14 protein-coding genes are annotated in these 17,532 nt (G+C 73.6%); 9 read left to right on the forward strand and 5 right to left on the reverse strand.

Annotated features, from left to right (window positions below; translation table 11 throughout):
• Positions 1–405 precede the first annotated feature (405 nt).
• From WME82_RS15195 to rnk, 5 genes are all read left to right on the forward strand, one after another.
• Positions 406–1,371: a sigma-54 interaction domain-containing protein gene (locus WME82_RS15195; protein ID WP_438043417.1), complete on the forward strand. Its 966-nt coding sequence runs from the start codon at positions 406–408 to the stop codon at positions 1,369–1,371.
• 1 nt (position 1,372) lies between these two features.
• Positions 1,373–2,524, forward strand: coding sequence for an HlyD family secretion protein (locus WME82_RS15200; RefSeq protein WP_438043418.1), 1,152 nt, complete (start codon positions 1,373–1,375; stop codon positions 2,522–2,524).
• Complete coding sequence (locus WME82_RS15205) at positions 2,521–5,304, forward strand: ATP-binding cassette domain-containing protein (protein WP_438043419.1); 2,784 nt, start codon at positions 2,521–2,523, stop codon at positions 5,302–5,304. The genes WME82_RS15200 and WME82_RS15205 overlap by 4 nt, the downstream gene beginning before the upstream one ends.
• Positions 5,301–7,415, forward strand: a complete 2,115-nt coding sequence (locus WME82_RS15210; RefSeq protein WP_438043420.1) for an ATP-binding cassette domain-containing protein — start codon at positions 5,301–5,303, stop codon at positions 7,413–7,415. The genes WME82_RS15205 and WME82_RS15210 overlap by 4 nt, the downstream gene beginning before the upstream one ends.
• A gap of 683 nt (positions 7,416–8,098) precedes the next feature.
• Positions 8,099–8,521, forward strand: coding sequence for a nucleoside diphosphate kinase regulator (rnk, locus tag WME82_RS15215; RefSeq protein WP_438043421.1), 423 nt, complete (start codon positions 8,099–8,101; stop codon positions 8,519–8,521).
• 156 nt (positions 8,522–8,677) lie between these two features.
• Here the strand turns inward: rnk and WME82_RS15220 are convergent, their stop codons facing one another.
• Positions 8,678–8,839 (reverse strand): hypothetical protein, encoded by a 162-nt coding sequence (locus WME82_RS15220; protein ID WP_437746193.1) that lies wholly within the window; start codon positions 8,837–8,839, stop codon positions 8,678–8,680.
• Positions 8,840–9,207: 368 nt separating this feature from the next.
• On the opposite strand from WME82_RS15220, the gene WME82_RS15225 reads away from it, so the two are divergent.
• From WME82_RS15225 to WME82_RS15235, 3 genes are read left to right on the forward strand one after another with little or no spacing between them, the layout of a single operon-like run.
• Positions 9,208–9,867 carry a hypothetical protein gene (locus WME82_RS15225; protein ID WP_438043422.1) on the forward strand — a complete coding sequence of 220 codons (660 nt, stop codon included), beginning with the start codon at positions 9,208–9,210 and terminating at the stop codon, positions 9,865–9,867.
• Positions 9,864–10,877 carry a hypothetical protein gene (locus WME82_RS15230; RefSeq protein ID WP_438043423.1) on the forward strand — a complete coding sequence of 338 codons (1,014 nt, stop codon included), beginning with the start codon at positions 9,864–9,866 and terminating at the stop codon, positions 10,875–10,877. The genes WME82_RS15225 and WME82_RS15230 overlap by 4 nt, the downstream gene beginning before the upstream one ends.
• A 3-nt stretch (positions 10,878–10,880) precedes the next feature.
• On the forward strand, positions 10,881–11,564 hold the full coding sequence (locus tag WME82_RS15235; RefSeq protein ID WP_438043424.1) for a glycine-rich domain-containing protein: 684 nt from the start codon (positions 10,881–10,883) through the stop codon (positions 11,562–11,564).
• Between the two features lie 83 nt (positions 11,565–11,647).
• Here WME82_RS15235 and WME82_RS15240 read toward each other — a convergent pair whose 3' ends face one another.
• From WME82_RS15240 to WME82_RS15250, 3 genes are all read right to left on the reverse strand, one after another.
• Complete coding sequence (locus WME82_RS15240; RefSeq protein WP_438043425.1) at positions 11,648–12,457, reverse strand: class I SAM-dependent methyltransferase; 810 nt, start codon at positions 12,455–12,457, stop codon at positions 11,648–11,650.
• 79 nt (positions 12,458–12,536) lie between these two features.
• The gene (locus WME82_RS15245) at positions 12,537–13,937 is read right to left on the reverse strand and encodes a hypothetical protein (protein ID WP_438043426.1); all 1,401 of its coding nucleotides are present in this window, start codon (positions 13,935–13,937) and stop codon (positions 12,537–12,539) included.
• A gap of 312 nt (positions 13,938–14,249) precedes the next feature.
• Positions 14,250–14,570, reverse strand: coding sequence for a hypothetical protein (locus tag WME82_RS15250; protein WP_437746199.1), 321 nt, complete (start codon positions 14,568–14,570; stop codon positions 14,250–14,252).
• A gap of 499 nt (positions 14,571–15,069) precedes the next feature.
• On the opposite strand from WME82_RS15250, the gene WME82_RS15255 reads away from it, so the two are divergent.
• Positions 15,070–16,569, forward strand: coding sequence for a M14 family metallopeptidase (locus tag WME82_RS15255; RefSeq protein ID WP_438043427.1), 1,500 nt, complete (start codon positions 15,070–15,072; stop codon positions 16,567–16,569).
• 19 nt (positions 16,570–16,588) lie between these two features.
• Here WME82_RS15255 and WME82_RS15260 read toward each other — a convergent pair whose 3' ends face one another.
• On the reverse strand, positions 16,589–17,452 hold the full coding sequence (locus tag WME82_RS15260; RefSeq protein WP_438043428.1) for a PAS domain-containing protein: 864 nt from the start codon (positions 17,450–17,452) through the stop codon (positions 16,589–16,591).
• Positions 17,453–17,532 lie beyond the last annotated feature (80 nt).

Here is a 17,532-nt window from a genome sequence, read left to right on the forward strand (position 1 = left end):
ATGTTGCGCAAGTCGCGCCGACGTGGCGCGGCTGCCCTCGACGTCGGCGCCCGCGCTGGCCGGCCGGCCAGATCGACGGTCGACGCAATGACAGTCCATGACAGCGGCGCGCCCGCGCCGTGAGCGTCTCGCTCCTTCCTGGTGGCGGCGCCCGCCATCAGGTGGAGGCTCCGGCCTCCAGGCGGCGCGGCGAGCCTCGACGCGCAGCCTCCGCGCGGGACATCCTGCGCGCCCTGCTCGCTCTCCTCGGCGGTGCCTCGCGCCGCCACGGAGCACGCGGGCATCCAGGCCAGTCCGTTCATCGATGGATCGGCGCGTTGGCCACCGACTTGCTTCGGCTCGCTCCTGAACTCGGTCGCACCTGCGACACGCCGTCCCGCGCCTTCGGCGCGAGGGGGAGCTTTCATGGTGGATGGCTGTTCCAGCGGTTTTCTCGCGCTCGATCCGGAGATGAGGCGCCTGCGCGAGGCCCTCGAGACCGTGGCGCCCACGCCGCTGCCGGTCCTGATCCTCGGCGAGACCGGGACGGGAAAAGAGGTGGTGGCGGAGTGGATCGCCGGCATGTCGCGGCACCCGCGCGAGCGCTTCGTGAAGGTCAACTGCGCGAGCCTGTCGGAGTCGCTCGTCGAGAGCGAGCTCTTCGGCCACGAGCGCGGCGCGTTCACCGGGGCGGTGGCGCCGCGCGAAGGGCTGTTCGAGGCCGCCCACGAGGGCACGCTCTTCCTCGACGAGGTGGGGGAGCTGTCCCCGCGCACGCAGGCGAAGCTGCTCCGCACGCTGGAGTACGGCGAGATCGTCCGCGTCGGGAGCACGCGCCCGCGCCGCGTGGACGTCCGCGTGATCGCGGCGACGCACCGCGATCTCGAGCGGATGGTGCGGGAGGGGAGCTTCCGCCAGGACCTCTACTTCCGCCTCAACGCGATCACCCTGCGGATCCCGCCGCTCCGGGCCCGCACCTCCGAGATCCTGCCGCTCGCGGAGCTCTTCGCGGCGCGCCTCTCGCAGCGGCTCGCGCGCCCGGCGCCGCCGCTCGCGAAGGAGGCGACGGCCGCGCTCCTCTCGCACGCCTGGCCGGGGAACGTCCGGGAGCTGCGCCACGTGGTCGAGCGCGCGGTCGTGATGTCGAAGGGCGGGCCGATCGGCGCGGACCACCTGATGCTGGAGGCGCCGCGGGCGCCGGTCGAGGCCGGGATCAAGGGCGATCTGCGCTCCTTCGAGCGAGACCGCATCGTCGCGGCGCTCGAGCAGTCCCGCCAGAACCAGACGCGGGCCGCCGAGCTGCTCGGCGTGTCGCGGCGCACGCTCACCAACAAGCTCAACACGTACGGCATCGCGCGGCCCCGCAAGAAGGTCGCGCTGGAGGAGTGCTGACGTGGCCTCGCCGTTCTTCCGCACGATGCGGTCGCTCGAGATCGAGCGCGGTCCGAGGACCTGGATCCGCCTCGCCGTGATCCTCGCCGTGCTCGGCGCCTGGGCGGGCTGGATGCACGCGGCGCGCGTCTCGGTCTACGCGACGACCGGGAAGGCGCGCCTGGAGGTCAGCCGGATGGCCCACCGCGTGGCCGCCGTCGAGGCCGGGCGCGTGTCGGTGGTGCAGGTCTCGCTCGGCCGCCACGTGGAGCAAGGGGAGGTGCTCGTCGAGCTGGACGCCGCCGTCGAGGAGCGGCGCCTGGAGGAGGAGCGCACGAGGGCGGCCGCGCTCGCGCCGAAGATCGAGGCGCTGCAGCACCAGATCGCGGTCGAGGAGGAGGTGCGCGCGTGGCAGGTGAAGCTGTCCGACGCCTCGGTCGCGCGCGCCAGGATCGACCTGCGCCAGCGGGATCTCTCCGCCGCGCACGGCGAGGAGCTGCGCGCGATGTCGGAGCGCCTGCACGACGAGCGGCTCGCGTCGACGGCCGACCACCTCGAGGCGAAGAGCCGCGCCGCCGACGAGCAGCTCAAGGCGGAGGGGGCGCGCGCCGATCTCCGGCGGCTCTCGGTCGCGGGGCGCCACGACGAGCGGCAGACGGCGGCCCGCCTCGCCGAGCTCGGGCGCGCGCTCGGGGATCTGGTGGCCGAGCAGCAGGCGGCCGACGCGGCGGTGCACACGGCGCTCGCGCAGATCGAGCGGCGCAAGGTCCGCGCGCCCATCGCGGGGAAGCTCGGGAACATCGCGGCGCTCCAGGTGGGGGACGTGCTCAAGCCGGGCGACCTCGTGGCGACGGTCGTCCCGGGCGACGACCTCCACGCCGTCGCCCTCTTCGCGCCGTCCGACGCGGTGGGGCGCGTCGTCCCCGGGCAGAGGGCGCGGATGCGCCTCGACGGGTTCGCGTGGACGCAGTTCGGCATGATCGAGGGGGAGGTCTCCCACGTCGCGAGCGAGCCGTACGACGGCGCGATCCGCGTCGAGCTGCTCGTGCGGCCGGAGAGCGCGGCGTCGATCCCGGTGCAGCACGGGATGCCTGGGACCGCCGAGGTCGAGGTGGAGCGCGTCGCTCCGTGGGCGCTCCTCCTGCGCGCCGTGGCGCCGGGAGGTGCGCGATGAAGCGCGCGTTCCTCGTCCCCGAGGTGCTGCAGGCGTCGCTCATGGACTGCGGCCCCGCCGCGCTCAAGGCGGTGCTGCAGGGGTTCGGCGTCGACGTGCACTACGAGTGGCTCCGCGACCGCTGCCAGACGGACGTGGACGGGACGTCGATCGACGCGCTCGCCGCGCTCGGGCAGGAGCTCGGGCTCGCGACCGCCGAGGTGGTGGTCCCCCACGACAGCTTCCTCCTGCCAGAGGCCGACTGCCTCCCCGCGATCGTGGTCAAGCGCGGCGCGGGCGGCGCGCTCCACTTCGTGGTCGTCTGGCGCCGGCTCGGGCCGTTCGTGCAGATCCTCGACCCCGGCAGCGGGCGCCGCTGGGTGCGCTCAGCGCGCTTCATGGAGGACATGCCGCACTTCCCGATCCCGATCTCGATCGAGCGGTGGCGGCGGTGGGCGTCGTCCGCGGACTCGCTCGGCCCGCTCCGCGCGAAGCTGCGCGCGCTGCGAGCGGACGGGGAGGCGCTGATCGCCCGGGCCGACGCGGACCCGGGGTGGCGGCCCTTCGCGGCGCTCGACGCCGCGGTGCGGATGGTGGCGCGCCTCGTCCGCGGCGGCGCGATCGCGCGCGGGGGCGAGGCGCAGCGCGTGCTCGAGGGCGTCTTCGAGCGCGCCCTCGCCGGGGAGGCGGGCGCCATCCCGAAGGGGTTCTTCTGGGCCACGGAGGGCAAGGCGCCGGGGAAGCTCCTCGTGCATGGCGCGGTCATCGTCCACGTCGGCCCGCGTCAGCGCGGCGCGAGCCGGGCCAGCGCGGCCGCGCGCGCCTCTGCGCCGCCCGCCGCGGCGCCGCCGCCGAGCTACCGCGGCAGCGCCGCGCCCGAGGCCGCGCGCGCGGCCGCGCCGGACCGGCCTGCGCCGCGCGCTACCGCGACCGCGGCGCTGCCGGCGTCCGTTCGCCGGGAGCTGGAGCTGCCGACGCCGTCCCCCTCGCGCCTGTTCTTCTGGATGCTGCGCGCGGACGCGGGCGGGGCGCTCGCGCTCGTCGGGGTCGCCCTCGCGGCGAGCGCGGCCATCGCGGCGATCGACGTGGTCATCCTCCGCGGGCTGTTCGACGCGGTGAAGAGCGTCACCGTCGAGTACCAGCGCGCGCTCGGGCTCCTCGCCCTCGTCGCGTTCGCCGCCGGGGGCCTGGCGCTCGAGATCTTCGTGGCCCACGCCGTCTCGCGCCTCGGGCGCGCCCTCGAGGTGCGCTTCCGCGCCGCGTTCCTGGAGAAGCTGCCGCGGCTCGAGGATCGCTACCTGCGCAGCCGGCCGACCTCGGACATGACCGCGCGGGGCCACGCGATGCACCTGATGCGCGAGGCCCCGGCGCTCTTCGCCCGCATCGCGCGCGCGGCGCTGTCGTTCGCCGCGACGCTCCTCGGGGTCGTCTGGCTCTACCCGGGCGGCGCGTGGCTGTCGCTGGTGGCGGCGGCGGTCGCGCTCGCCGCGCCGTACCTCGCGCGGAGGCCGCTCGTGGAGAGCCTCATGCGCCTGCGCACGCACGCGGCGTCGCTCGAGCGGTTCTACCTCGACGCCCTTCTCGGCGTCGTGCCCATCCGCGTCCACGGCGCGGAGCGGGCGGTGCGGCGCGAACACGAGGCGCTGCTCGTCGAGTGGGCGCGGACCGGCCGGCTCGTGCACGCGCAGTCCACCGCCATGCAGGCCGCCCAGGGGATCGCGAGCACCGCCGTGGCGGTCGCGATCGTCGGCGGCTACGTCGCCTCCGGCGGCCCGGCGGCGGCGCTGCTCCTGCTCGTGTTCTGGTCGCTCCGCCTCCCCGCGGCGGCCCAGGAGCTCGTCGCGGCGCTGCTCGGCTGGAAGAACGTGCGCAACGCGTCCGTGCGCCTCTTCGCGCCGCTCGCGGCGCCGGAGATGGACCTGCCCCGCGCGCCCGCAGAGGACGCCGTCGACGCGGCGCGCGCCGCGCAGGGCGCCACGCTGGCCGCCGCGTGCGCTACGTCGATCGACCTCCGGGGCGTGAGCGTGAAGGCGGGAGGGCACACGCTCCTGTCCGATGTCTCGCTGAGCGTCCCGGCGGGGGCGCACGTGGCGATCGTGGGGGCGTCGGGCGCGGGGAAGTCGTCGCTTCTCTCGCTGCTCCTCGGGTGGCTGCGGGCGTCCGGGGGGGAGGTGCTCGTCGACGGGCGCCCCTTCGACGACGCGGCGGTCGAGCGCCTGCGCCGCGCGACCGCGTGGGTGGACCCGGCGATCCAGCTCTGGAACCGCACGCTCCTCGAGAACATCACCTTCGGCCACGCCGGCGACGCCCTCGCGCGCGTGCCCCTGTCCATGAGCCAGGCCGAGCTCACCGGCGTCCTGGAGAGCCTGCCCGACGGCTTGCAGGCGGCGATCGGCGAGGGGGGCGCGCGCCTGTCGGGCGGGCAGGGGCAGCGCGTCCGCCTCGCGCGGGCGCTCATGAAGGGCGACGCCCGCCTCGTGCTCCTCGACGAGCCGTTCCGCGGGCTCGAGCGCGAGCGCCGCCGTGAGCTGCTCGCGCGCGCGCGGGAGCACTGGGGGCGCTCGACGCTCGTCCTCGTCAGCCACGACGTCATGGACACGCTCGGCTTCGACCGCGTGCTGGTCGTCGAGGGGGGCAGGGTCGTCGAGGACGGCGCGCCGCGCGAGCTCATGGACGACCCGCGGAGCCGCTACCGCGCGCTCGCCGAGGCGGACGCGCGGGCGCGCGACGAGGTCTGGTCGAAGGAGCGCTTCCGGAGCGCGACGATGGAGGGCGGCCGGCTCCTCCAGGGGGCGGCGTGAAGGCGGGCGAGGCCGGACAGGCCGCAACGTTGGGCGGGCTCGCGTGGCAGCCGTCCGCGCTCGGCCACGCGATGAGCGCGCTCACGGCCGCGTGCGGGCTCGCGAGCGGCGCGGCGCCGTCGCCCGGCGCGCCGCCGGAGGGCGACCCCACCGCGTGGATCGAGGCGTACGCGGGGTGCATGGGCGTCGAGGCGGAGGCCGTCCAGTGCAGCTTCGCCGAGCTCGCGCGCGCGCTCCCGTCCCTCGGCCCCTCGATCGTCCGCGTCGAGCAGGGCTACCTCGCGGTGGTGTCCGCGGGCCGGCGGGGGCTCTCGGTGCTGACGCCGGCGCTCAGGCCGGCGCGGATCCCGCTGGAGACCGTGCGCCGGGCGCTCACCGCCCACCTCGAGGATCGCCCCGCGTCGCACGTCGACAAGTGGCTCGCCGCGGCGCGCGTCCCGCCGCGGCGCGCCGCGCGGGCGCGCGACGAGCTGCTCGCCCAGCTCGTCGCGGATCGCCCCATCGACGGCGTGTGGCTGCTGCGCCCCGATCCAGGGTCGCGCTTCCGGCGCCTGCTCTCGAGGCGCGGGGTGCTCCGCCGGGGCGCGATCTTCCTCGCGGCCGCCGCTTTGCAGATCGCGCTCGGCGTCTTCGCCTGGTGGCTGATCGGCGCGGGCGCGCTCGACGGCGACGTGCAGCCGGGGTGGCTGCTCGCGTGGGTGCTCCTGTCGCTCTCGGCGCTCTTCGTGCAGCTGTTCGCCTCGTTCACGGGGGGCATGCTCACGATCGACGTCGCCGCGCTCCTCAAGCAGCGCCTGCTGTGCGGCGCGCTCCGCCTGGATCCGGCGACGATCCGGGCGCGCGGCTCGGGCGAGCTGCTGGCGATGGTCTCCGAGTCCGAGGCGGTCGAGACGGCCGGGCTCGGCGGCGCGCTCGGGGCGATCGTCGCGCTCGTGCAGCTCGCGAGCGCCGCGGCGGTCCTCGCCGCCGGCGCCGGCGGCGGCCTCCACGTCGCGCTGCTCCTCGGGTGGACGCTCGCCGTGGCGCTGCTCGGGCGCCGCTTCGCCCGGGAGCGGGCGGCGTGGACGGGCGAGCGGTTCGCGATCACGAGCGGCTTCGTGGAGCACGTCGTCGGGCACCGGACGCGCGTCGCCCAGCAGGCCTCGCACCTCCACCACATCGAGGAGGACGCGGCGCTCGAGCGCTACCACCGCGCTGCGCGCGGGATGGATCGCGTGGGGGATCTCCTTGCGTCGCTCCCGGCGCGCGGGTGGCTCGCGCTCGGGCTGCTCGGCCTGGTCCCGGCGGTCCTGGGCGGGGTGGGCGCGGGCCCGCTCGTCGTCGCGACCGGCGGCATCCTCCAGGCGCAGGCCGCGTTCGCGACGCTGGCGACGAGCCTCGGCGCGCTGCTCTCCGCCGCCGTCTCGTGGCGCTCGATCGCGCGGCTTTTCGTGGCGGCCGAGGGGCGCGAGCCCGCCGGGATCCCGCAGGCCGTGCTCGGGCGCCCCGCGGCGTCGGACGTCGTGATCGAGGCGCGGGGCGTGTCGTTCCGCTACGACGGGGCGCGCGGCGAGCCCGTCCTCCGCGGCTGCGATCTGGTCCTCTCGAAGGGCGACCGGCTGCTGATCGAGGGGCGCTCCGGCGGCGGCAAGTCGACGCTCGCGGCCGTGCTCAGCGGCCTTCACGCGCCGTCGTCGGGGCTCGTGCTGCTGCGCGGCCTCGACCGGCGGACGCTGGGCGGCGCGGCGTGGCGCAGCCGCGTGGCGAGCGCGCCGCAGTTCCACGACAACCACGTTCTCTCCGGGACGCTCGCGTTCAACCTGCTGATGGGCCGCGCGTGGCCCGCGTCGCCCGAGGACCGGCGGGAGGCGGAGGTCGTGTGTCGCAAGCTGGGGCTCGGGCCGCTGCTGGACAGGATGCCCTCGGGGCTCGATCAGGTCGTGGGCGAGACGGGGTGGCAGCTGTCGCATGGAGAGCGGAGCCGGCTGTTCCTGGCGCGGGCGCTGCTCCAGCGCTCGGACGCCGTGATCCTCGACGAGAGCTTCGGCGCGCTGGATCCGCTTACCGCCCGCGAGTGCGTTGGCGCCGTGCTGGAGCGGGCGCCGGCGCTGATCGTCATCGCGCACCCGTGAACGTGACGTGAGGGAGCGGAGGACGGCCTCGACCTAGGGTGTTGTCGCCAGCGTGAGCGCTGGTCGGTAGGCACATCGCTAGTTCCGTGCGCACAGCCACGCTGCGCGCGCTGGTTGGCAGAGATAACCTTGCGCGAACCGCATCCCTCCAGGAAAAGTGACGCTTTATCGACAAGGTCTCCGAGCCCGTGGGTGGGATCTGCGATGAATCGGCGGGAGAGGGCGAGGCGAATCGGTGCTTCGACCAGCTCAGCACCAACCCGGTCAATGGCCGAGCCCGCCTGGGGATGATGCAAGGTCGCGGGAACGACAGCGGCAAATGAGGACCGCTTCCCGGGCGCGCCTCCCCTTGTCTTGTCATGGCGCTGGGGGGGACCGTCGTGTTACCATGCTCAGGAATGAGCGCCTGCCTGCACCCCGTCGCGTCGCGTTCGTGGCCTTGCCGCGGCGCGCGTAGCGCGCTCATTCCCCTGCGATCCCGGCTCCTCTGCCGGAGGTCGCCCGCACGCTCGTAGGGGAGCGGCCTTCCGGCGTCTTTCGCTGGCCGCTCCCGGAAGGAAGCGGGCCTGGCGTCGAGGGCGCCTGAGCGGGCGACCTGGGCGAGCACTCACGCCGTCCAGCTCGCCGGCGCGGACCTTCGGCCAAGCCCGGATCGCACCGACGACACAAGGAGATCCCAGCTCATGGCACCTCACTCGAACCCCATCGTCCTCACCGAATTTGACCGCGATCGCCTCGCGCGGCTGCTCGAGGCGCTGCGCGCGCGGCCCGGGGGAGACTCCCCGAACCTGGAGGCGCTCGAGATCGAGATCGAGCGCGCCGACGTCGTGAAGCCAGGGGATATCCCGCCGAACGTCGTCACCATGAACTCCACGGTCGACCTCTTCGATCTCGACACGGAGGAGCGGCTCTGCGTGACCGTGGTGTTTCCCGGGATCGCCGACGTGAAGAGCGGCCGTATCTCGGTGCTCGCGCCGATGGGGCTCGCGCTGCTCGGCTGTCGAGAGGCCGACGAGGTGGAGTGGCCCACGCCGAGCCGCACCCGGCGGCTCCGGATCGAGCGCATCGTCTATCAGCCCGAGGCGTCGGGTCGCTTCGATCTGTGAGCCTTCGGCGTGAACGGCCGGCCTCGCCGGCGCATCGTGCGTCTTGAACGCGAAAGGCCCGACGCTGCTCATCGCAGCGCGGGCCTCCGCGGTCGTGTCGTCAGGTTCGAGGAGCCGGTCGCCGCGGGCTGCGGCATTCGGCGCCTCGACGGCCGCTCAGTTGCCGCTGCCGCAGCAGCCGGGCGGACAGGTGCAAACGGCCGGGCCGACGCCCGCCTGGAGCTCCGTGGGGACCTCCACCGTCAGGCGCGCAGGGCGCTCCTCGACGGTCTCCTGCTTCGACTCGACCTCGACCTCGACCTTGATCTGCTCGTTCATGGCGATTGCTCCGTGGATGGGTTGGTTATTTCATTCGGGGACTCGGCGTCCCGCGAGGAGGGCTATTGCAGTCGCCGTGCCACGCCGTTTTTGGCGCGGTATCGGCCGCTTCGGCGCGGTATCGGCCGCGCTTGAGCAACCCCTTTCCCAATTGGGGAAATCCGTCTGGCATCACCCTTCCCGATCGGGTCAGCCCCGGTGCACAAGTTGGGGCTCCGAGCGGCGCTCACCCGCACAGGAGACGGGCCCAGATCGGCGTTTTCGGCGCGCAAGCGCACTCCTGTGCGCCGAGCACCGAAAACGTCGAGATGGGCCCGTATCCGAAGCGGGTGAGCGCCGCTCGGCACGAGGTTCGCAACGGGCCCGGCGTGATGGACACGTCAATCATCCCCGAACTGCTCTCCTTCCGTGCGCCGTGGCTCGAAGAGAAGCTCGTGAAGGACCGGGTGGTCCCCTCCTGCGAGGAGGCGGCGCGGCTCCTCGACGAGGTAAAGAAATACCTCTTCCTCTGCGAGGCGAACCGGACCCGGCAAGTCCCCATGTTCTCCCGGAGGATCGACGAGGTCTGGCACCAGCTCGTCCTCTTCACCGAGGAGTACGCGGCCTTCGGACACCGCTTCTTCGGCGAGTTCGTCCACCACACCGCCAACACGGCTCCTCGCGGCGGCCCCGGATCGCGCCCCGAGATGACCCGCGCCGAGTTTCGCGCCGAGTACGAGGCGCTCTTCGGGCCCGTCTCCGCGGCGTGGAGCGACGAGCTCGCCGTGACGCCCGACACCCGGCTCATCCGCGTCACGTTCGGCCGCCCCATCTTCGTGCGGGTCGAGCAGGGGAGGGCAGAGCTCGTGTGGTCGCTGGAGCCGCCGCGTGTCCTCCTGCGCATCGACGCGTGGGCGAAGGACGCGCTGCAGTTCATCGTCGACTGCGATCACTTCTATGTCCGCGAGCTCCCCGGCCTCGAGGACGGCGAGCGCGTGGCGCTCTGCCGTCCGCTCGTGAAGGGCGACTTCCTCCGGGTCGCGCCATGAGGCTCGCCGAGCTCACCGCCCTCTTCGGGCGGCTCGATTTTCCGGGCCCCGAGGGCCGCGGCCGTCCGCCGCGCGATCACGTCCGCGCGGTCGAGGGCGCGGTCCGCGCCGGGCTCTCGGACGATGAGCTCCTGCTCGACCTCTTCGCGCTCGAGATCGAGCGTCGCGACGGCGCGCCGGATCTCGCGCCGTTTCACGTCCTCCCCGAGCTCGGCGTGCGCCTCGCGTTCGCGTACTGGCGGCCCGGGCGCGCGGCCGGCGCTCACGAGCACTCGGACTGGACGGTCACGGCGGTGGTCCACAACACGCTCGATGTCGCGACCTTCGACTGGGAGGCGACGGCCCGCGCGCGGCGGCTCGTGCCGAAGCGCCTGTTCTCCGCGGAGGCCGGGCGGGTCGGTCACATCTACGGGCCGTGCATCCACGACCCGCGGAACCCGACGGGGAGCTGGTCCATCTCGCTGCACCTGTTCGGCCCTCACGACGGTCCGGTCATCGAGGCGCAGGTGGGCCCCATCGAGGGCCTGACCCCCATGGCGCCCCGGGCCGAGCCGGACGACGCGCTCTCGGCGGCGCTCCTCGCGCACGAGCGGGAGTGCGTTCGCCGGGCGCAGATCGACGCCCTCGAGCGCCGGGGCCCCCAGGGCGCCGCGCTCCTCGCGCGCCTCCACACCTGCGGCGACGCGGGGACCCGGCGGCGCGCCGCCCGGGCGCTCGGCCGGACCGAGGCCCTGGGCGCGCACACCGTCCTCGCGCGCCGCTGGCCGGGCGTGGATCTCGACGTGGCGCCCCGCGCGGGCCGCGCCGAGCTCGTCGCGCGGTGCGGCGGGCGCGCCCAGGTCCTTCTCCGCGTCGACGCGTGGGCCGGGCCCGCCCTCCGCGCGGCGTCGACCGCCCGGGAGCTCCGCCCCAGCGACATCCCCGGCCTCGCGGAGGCAGAGCAGCTCGCGCTCGCCCGCGCCCTCGTCGACTGGGGGACCTTTCAGCCCTTCGAAGCCCAGGAGAACTGACCCATGCAATCCACGCAGCTCACGCAGCCCACGCAAACAGACGCCGTGACAACGGGCGCGCCCAGGCGGCCTGATCTCTTTGCCTACCGGGCGCCGTTCGTCATCAGCAAGCTGCTCATGAACAAGACCGTGGCCACCGAGCGCGAGGCAGAGGCGCTGTTCCGGGAGCTCGTGCGCTATCTCTGGCTCGTCGACTCCGACCGCTCCCGCGCTTACCCGATGTTCTCGCTGCGGGTCGACGAGGCCTGGCACCAGTTCGTCCTCTTCACGATCGAATATGCCGACTTCTGCCAGCGCTTCTTCGGGCGCTTCTTGCACCACGCGCCGAGCAACGCGCCCGTCACGCACGCCTGCCGCGAGGCGACGTGGGACGAGTTCGCGGACGCGTACAGCGCCCTTTTCGGCGAGCCGCCGCCCGAGCCGTGGAGCGACGCTTCGTCCGTCTGCGGCCCGCGTCGCGTTGTCCGCGACCGCGAGGTGTCGGTCCGGCTGAGCGACGGCAAGGCGGAGCTCGTCGATGGCGACGCGGTGCTCGTCCGCGTCGACGCCTGGGGCGAGCCCGCGCTGCGCTTCATCGCCCGGCACGGCATCTTCTACGTGCGCGAGCTGCCCGGGCTCGACCTGGACGACCGGATCGCCCTCTGCCGGGCGCTCGTGGCGTCGCGGACGCTCCGCGTCGCTCCGTAGTCCGCGTCGCTGCGCTGGAATGGGCGGTCGTCGTGGGCCCTCGGGGCGCCACGCGGCCCATGGCGCGGTTTGCGATGGCGTCGCTAGCGCACGCCGACGCCCAGGAGGGCGGTCATCGAGAGCTGCTGAGGACCGTCGCCGAACCGCGCCTGCAGCCTGTCGAGGATCGCTTTGCCGAGCGCTTCCCAGCGCTCGTCGCCCAGCTTGTCGCGCAGGAGCACCAGCGGCGCGTTGCTCCTGCTCACCGAGCGCCAGAACTCCTCGGTCGAGGGCGACTCGCGGGAGTGCTCCGCCTCGTGCACCGAGACGTCCCGGAACCCGGCGGCCGCCATCTCGGCGCGGAACTCGCCTGGGTCTCCGAGCGGCGCTTTGCCCTCGCCGAAGGGCAGCCCGGGGAGCTCGGCGCCGATCGCCGAGAAGAGCTCGCCCAGGAGGGGCGTCCTGTCCATCGGCACCCAGCTCGCGACGACCGCGCGGCCGCCGGGGCGCAGCACCCGGAGGATCTCGCGGAAGCCGCGGTCGCGGTCGGGGAAAAAGATCAGCCCGAACATCGAGAAGGCAGCGTCGAACGAGCCCTCCTCGAAGGGCAGCGCCATGCCGTCGCCGACGCGGGCGTCCACCGCGAGCCCCGCGGCCGCGGCGCGCTCGCGCAGCCGCTCGACCATCGCGGGTGCGAAATCGACCGCGGTCACGCGCGCTTCCCCGGCGGCGAGGAGGGACAGGGTGCCCGGCCCGGCGGCGACGTCGAGCACGCGGGCGCCCGGGCCGACCCCGGCGAGCCGGAGCGCGTCGGCGGCGTATTTCTCGAAGTGAGGGACGATGTCGGATGCGTAGTCGTCGGCGACCAGGTTCCACGCGACGGGGGTGGCGAGGGGGCTCGGGGGCTGGGTCATCGGCAGAGGTGCTATCACGGACGCGCCGAGCGGATCCAGCCGCGGGCGTCCTGGCGCGGAGCTCCCGCGGTCGGGGCGTTCATCGCGCTGTGCCCTCGTGCGCCCGCCGCCCCTCGAGCACCTGCCCCGCAAGGAGAGCGGCGTTGAGCAGCATCAGGTTCTCCGCCAGCTGCACGTGCCGCTGCTCCGGCAGGATGGATATCGACACCGCCGCCGTGAACAGCAGCGCGCTCCCCGCGAGGGCGAGCTGAACACCGCGGCGATGCCGTCGCGACAGCTGGAACACGAGCGCCCCGAGCGCGGCCGCCGCGAGGATCGGCTTGAGCACGGCGAGCGGCCAGCGGTAGGGGAGGGTGAATGAGCGCGTCTCGTGCCAGGTCGACACGTCGATGCCGTAGATCTGCTTCACCGCCTGGTGCGCGGTGGACGCCGGGGTCAGCTTGACGTGCCGGTCCAGTGTGCCCACCGACAGGGTTGCCTCCTGGAGGTGGTGGAGAAGGACCCGTCCAGCGTCGGCAGGCCTGTCGAGCGCCGCGCTGAGCGCGACGCGGCTCGCCCAGCGATCGAGCGCCGGCGGAGGGAGGTGGAGCTCGCGGGCGGCGATGGCCAGGGGGGATTCATCGTCCCACATCACGAAATCGAAGCCGCGCAGGTTGCCGTCGCCGTGCTCCCGGAGGAACGCGACGGAGCGCTCGTCCGGGGCGGCGTGCTCGGGTCGGATGAGGGGAGCGAGCATGCAATAGCGGTTGATTCCGGCCCAGCTCTCCATCGCCCATGCGCCGCGATGAGTCCGGTAATGGCCCATGTAAGCCACCACGATCAGGCTGGCCGCCACGACCAAGGCGCAGGGGGCGAGCAGGCGGCGCGCGCGCTCGCCGGCGCCGGAGGCCGGGCCGCGGAGGGCGGCGGCGAGGGTCAGTGCGGCGAGCAGCCCACAGACCGCGAGGCCCACCACCCGGACCGAGGCGCTCGCGCCGGCCGCGAGGCCCGCCGCGCCGAGCAGCCACGGGGAGCCGCGGTGTGCTCCTTCGGCAGCGGCGTAGCCGGCGAGGGCGACGAGGAACAGGAACAGCGCCTCCGAGAGCACATGAGTCTCGAGCAGCAGGTTCGTGGGCCAGAACAGGCACAGCCCGAGCGCCGCGAGCGGCGCCCAGCCCGGGCGCGGCGCGAGCCGCCGGGCGATCCCGTAGAACAGCAGCGCCGTGATCAGGCCGAGGGCGAGCTGCGTCGCCTGGATGAGCCGGAGATCCGGAGAGATCGCCCGGAGCCCACGCAGGAACCAGGAGTAGCCCTGCTGCCGGTCCAACGCCGGAGCCGCGCCCGGCAGGGAGCAGAAGAGATAGGTCCCGGTGTCGAACCAGACCCTCGGCTCCGGCTGCGCCGCGAACAGGGCGGCCCGCAAGGCGGCGCCCAGCCCGACCAGCGCCGCGGCGGCGCGCCGCTCCGGCGTGAGCCAGCCTGGCCAGCGCGCCGCTGTCACGACGCGTTCGCCGTGATCCGCGCCGGTTCCTCCGAGCGCGGCGTGAGCCGCGGGTCAGCGGTCTCGCAGGGCTTCGGGCAGCGGTGGGTGATGACGAGGCGCACGGAGGAGAGAAGGAGACCGAAAAGCGTTCGGGCGTGTCAAGCACCAGCCGCGCGCCCGGTGACGGGTCGACAGCGAATGCTTCATGCAGTCTCGGCTCGTCCCCTCGTGGGTCCTGTCGCGAACCTGGGAGCGCTCACGCCCCCGGGGCGAGGCGGCGGCCACCGCGTGTTCGCGCCAAGGCCATGCCGTGATGCGCTGATGCGGTGATCACCGCGCGACCGCGCTCTCGCGTCGATTCGCCATGCGCATCTGCGCCAGCGCCTTCGGCGCGCCTCTCGCGCCGGCGGGGCTCGCCGCCGCCTCCGACGAGCTCGGATCAGCATCCGAGTCCGCGCTCTGCTCCTCATCCGCCTTGTCGGTGTCGGCCTCGGTCGCGTCGTGGCGCGGCAGCACGGTCCTCGCGGTCGACACGAGCAGCACGCTGGTCAGAGCGACGACGCTCGCAGATCCGGCGACGAGCACCGCGATATGCATCATTGTGCGCTGGAGGAGGCTCCCTTCATTCAACTTCCGGAGGATCTTCAACATCGTGCTACCTGCCTCGTTCGCGAGCGCCCGCTCGCTGCCAGCGTCCCTGTGACAACTCCTGCGAATGCGAGCGTCGTGCCAGCAGGCATCCGCTGGAACCAGCGCATGGATCGAGGGGCTTCTTGCGCCGCTCTGCCAAAGCTGACACGTCCGCCACCTGTACAATGGCTCATCCTGCCAAAATGACAATCCGTTCTTTGAGCGTCTGGTCGCCGCGTCGCCGCATGGACCGCGTTGGGCACCGCGTGCCGACCGCGCGCGCCGGCGACCGTGGCGACGGGAAGACATGCGTGTCTGACGTGCCTGCCGAGCCTTCCATGGTTTCGCGTCGCGTCCTGTCCTGTCGCTCTGACCAGCCTGGACGAGGACTCCGTCGCTTCGTCCACCACACCCACCACACGACCACACGTGCGGGCTCTTCCGGCGAGGCGCGCCGTCGTCGCGCCGTCGTCGCCGATCACTGCCCCCTGCTGCGCGCGGCGGGGTAGAGATCGGGCCCATGCTGCTCACCCGCGCCGAAGCCACCGGATTCCGGGAGACCTCCCTGCACGCCGACGTCATGCGGTTCGTCCGCGCGCTCGAAGGCCGCAACGACCCGCGCCTGCACGTGAACACCTTCGGGACCAGCCCGGGCGGGCGGGAGCTGCCGCTGCTCGTGCTGTCCAAGGACGGCGTGCGATCCCCGGACGAGGCCCGCCGCGCCGGGCGCCCCGTGGTGCTGATGCTCGACGGGATCCACCCCGGCGAGGTGGAGGGCAAGGAGGCCAGCCTCGCCCTCGTCCGCGATCTGCTCGACGGCCGCCACCCCGACTGGCTCGACGCGCTCGTGCTCCTCGTCGTTCCGCTGTTCAACGCGGATGGCAACGACGCGCTCGACCCGCGGAACCGCCGCCTCGACCTCAGGAAGCTCACCGGCCAGCCAGGTCCCGTCGTGGGCACCCGCACCCAGAGCCAGGGCATCAACCTGAACCGCGACTACCTCCGCCAGGCCGCGCCCGAGATGCGCCTGCTCCAGCAGCGCGTGTGCATCCCCTGGGCGCCCGATCTCACGATCGACAACCACGCGACCAACGGGTCGGTGCACCGGTTCCACATGACGGTCGACGTGCCGCACACCATCGAGTCCGGCCGCCCGGAGCCGATCGCGATGGTGCGCGACCGCCTGGTCCCCGACGTGATCGCCGCCGTCCGGCGGCGCGGCTTCGAGAGCGGCTGGTACGGCAACTTCGTCGAGGACGAGCGGGTGCTCGACGCGGACGGCGAGGTCGACCCGGCGTCGCCCGTCGGCATCGGCTGGATGACCTACCCGCATCACCCGCGGTTCGGCTCGAACTACCGCGGGCTCACGGGGCGGCTCGACCTGCTGCTCGAGTGTTATAGCTATCTCCCGTTCGAGGAGCGCGTCCAGACCGCCTCGGCGTGGCAGATCGAGGCCCTCTCCTGGGTCGCCGCCCACGCCGACGCGGTCCGCGAGGTCGTGGCCGCGAGCGCCCGGCCGCCGGAGCGCGTCGCGGTCCGGTACCGCCTCGAGCCGACCGGGACCCCTATCGACATCCTGACGCGCAGCCCGCGGGCGTTCGACGGCGAGCCGGTCACCCTGCGGATCCCGCACCACGCGCGGTTCGTCGGGACCACGGTGGTGGATCGGCCGCGGGCCTACCTCGTGCCGCCGGCGATCGCCGAGGCCCTGCGCCGGCACGGGCTCCGCGTCGAGCCGGCCGGGGGCGTCCACGACGTCGAGGTCGCCCGGGTGGCGTCGCTCGGCGCCGAGGGGGGACGGGCGATCCTGGAGGCGGCCCGGGTCGGCGAGGTGTCGGTGCGGTGGCGCGAGGAGGCCCGGCGGGCCCCCGAGGGCTGGTTCCGGGTCGACACCGAGCAGCCGCTCGGCGCGATCGCCGTGTACCTGTGTGAACCGGAGAGCGACGACGGGGCGGTCGAGAACGGCCTGGTGGAGGCGCCCGCCATCGGGGACGAGCACCCGGCGTGGCGGGTCCGGTGAGCCCGGAGGGGTCGGGCGGTCAGGGCTTCCTGGTCGCCATCGCGAACGCGATCCCGTGCGAGAGGTCGCGGCGCGTGACGATGCTGCTGAGCTCCACCTCCAGGCCGATCAGCGCCTGAGCGACCTCGGGCCGGATGCCCGTCAACACCACCTCGACGCCGAGCAGCCGCACCGCCTGGGCGATCCGCGCGAGCGCGCTCGCTGCCCGCGTATCGAAGGCGGAGACGCCCGTGAGGTCGACGATGCAAATCTGCGCTCCCTTGTCGGCTATCTTGTTGAGGAGCGCCTCCGCCAGCTGCTGCGAGCGGCGCTCGTCCAGCGTGCCGATGAGCGGCAGGACCAGCACCTCGTCGCAGATCGGGATGATCGGCGTCGAGAGCTCGCGAAGGGCGGCAGACTGCACGCGCAGCCGATCCTGGAGCTCCTTCTGCTTGGTGATGACCTCGGTGAACATCATGATCCCGCCGATCTCGCCGCGCTCGTCGTGCCACGGGAAGACCTGCCAGCGCACCCACTCGATGCGCCCGTCGGCCCGCTGGAACGGGTCTTCCTCGCGGCGCTCGCTCGCCCCTGCGAGACAGCGCGAATGGATGTCCTTCCATCGCTGCGGGATCTCGGGGAAGACCTCGTAGTGCGAGAGGCCGATGATCTCGCGCGGCGAGAGGCCATAGTCATCGAGCCAGCGCCTGCTCGTCAGCAGGTAACGCATGTCGCGGTCGAACAGCGCGACCGCCGCCGGCATGTAGCTCGTCAGGAGTCGCACGTAGTCTTCGAGCCGTTCCACCCCCGCGTCGCGACGGCTCCTGTCCTTCTCGAGCTCGCTCACGCGCAGGCGCAGCCGCTCGAGTTCCGCGACGAGCTCGTCGTGCCCCCGTCCCTGCATGTCGTACGCTCCCCCCTGTGTTGCCCCGGGCGCGCTCGCGCCCTCGCGCCCTCGCGCGTCGTCGCGAGTCTATAACGACG

Source organism: Sorangium sp. So ce128, from assembly GCF_051525245.1.
Taxonomy (GTDB): Bacteria; Myxococcota_A; Polyangia; order Polyangiales; family Polyangiaceae; genus Sorangium; species Sorangium cellulosum_B.

Coding starts and splice junctions, on each gene's coding strand:
- WME82_RS15195 (WP_438043417.1), top strand. CDS start 406: ATGGTGGATGGCTGTTCCAGCGGTTTTCTCGCGCTCGATCCGGAGATG.
- WME82_RS15205 (WP_438043419.1), top strand. CDS start 2,521: ATGAAGCGCGCGTTCCTCGTCCCCGAGGTGCTGCAGGCGTCGCTCATG.
- rnk (WP_438043421.1), top strand. CDS start 8,099: ATGGCACCTCACTCGAACCCCATCGTCCTCACCGAATTTGACCGCGAT.
- WME82_RS15220 (WP_437746193.1), bottom strand. CDS start 8,839: ATGAACGAGCAGATCAAGGTCGAGGTCGAGGTCGAGTCGAAGCAGGAG.
- WME82_RS15230 (WP_438043423.1), top strand. CDS start 9,864: ATGAGGCTCGCCGAGCTCACCGCCCTCTTCGGGCGGCTCGATTTTCCG.
- WME82_RS15235 (WP_438043424.1), top strand. CDS start 10,881: ATGCAATCCACGCAGCTCACGCAGCCCACGCAAACAGACGCCGTGACA.
- WME82_RS15240 (WP_438043425.1), bottom strand. CDS start 12,457: ATGACCCAGCCCCCGAGCCCCCTCGCCACCCCCGTCGCGTGGAACCTG.
- WME82_RS15250 (WP_437746199.1), bottom strand. CDS start 14,570: ATGTTGAAGATCCTCCGGAAGTTGAATGAAGGGAGCCTCCTCCAGCGC.
- WME82_RS15255 (WP_438043427.1), top strand. CDS start 15,070: ATGCTGCTCACCCGCGCCGAAGCCACCGGATTCCGGGAGACCTCCCTG.
- WME82_RS15260 (WP_438043428.1), bottom strand. CDS start 17,452: ATGCAGGGACGGGGGCACGACGAGCTCGTCGCGGAACTCGAGCGGCTG.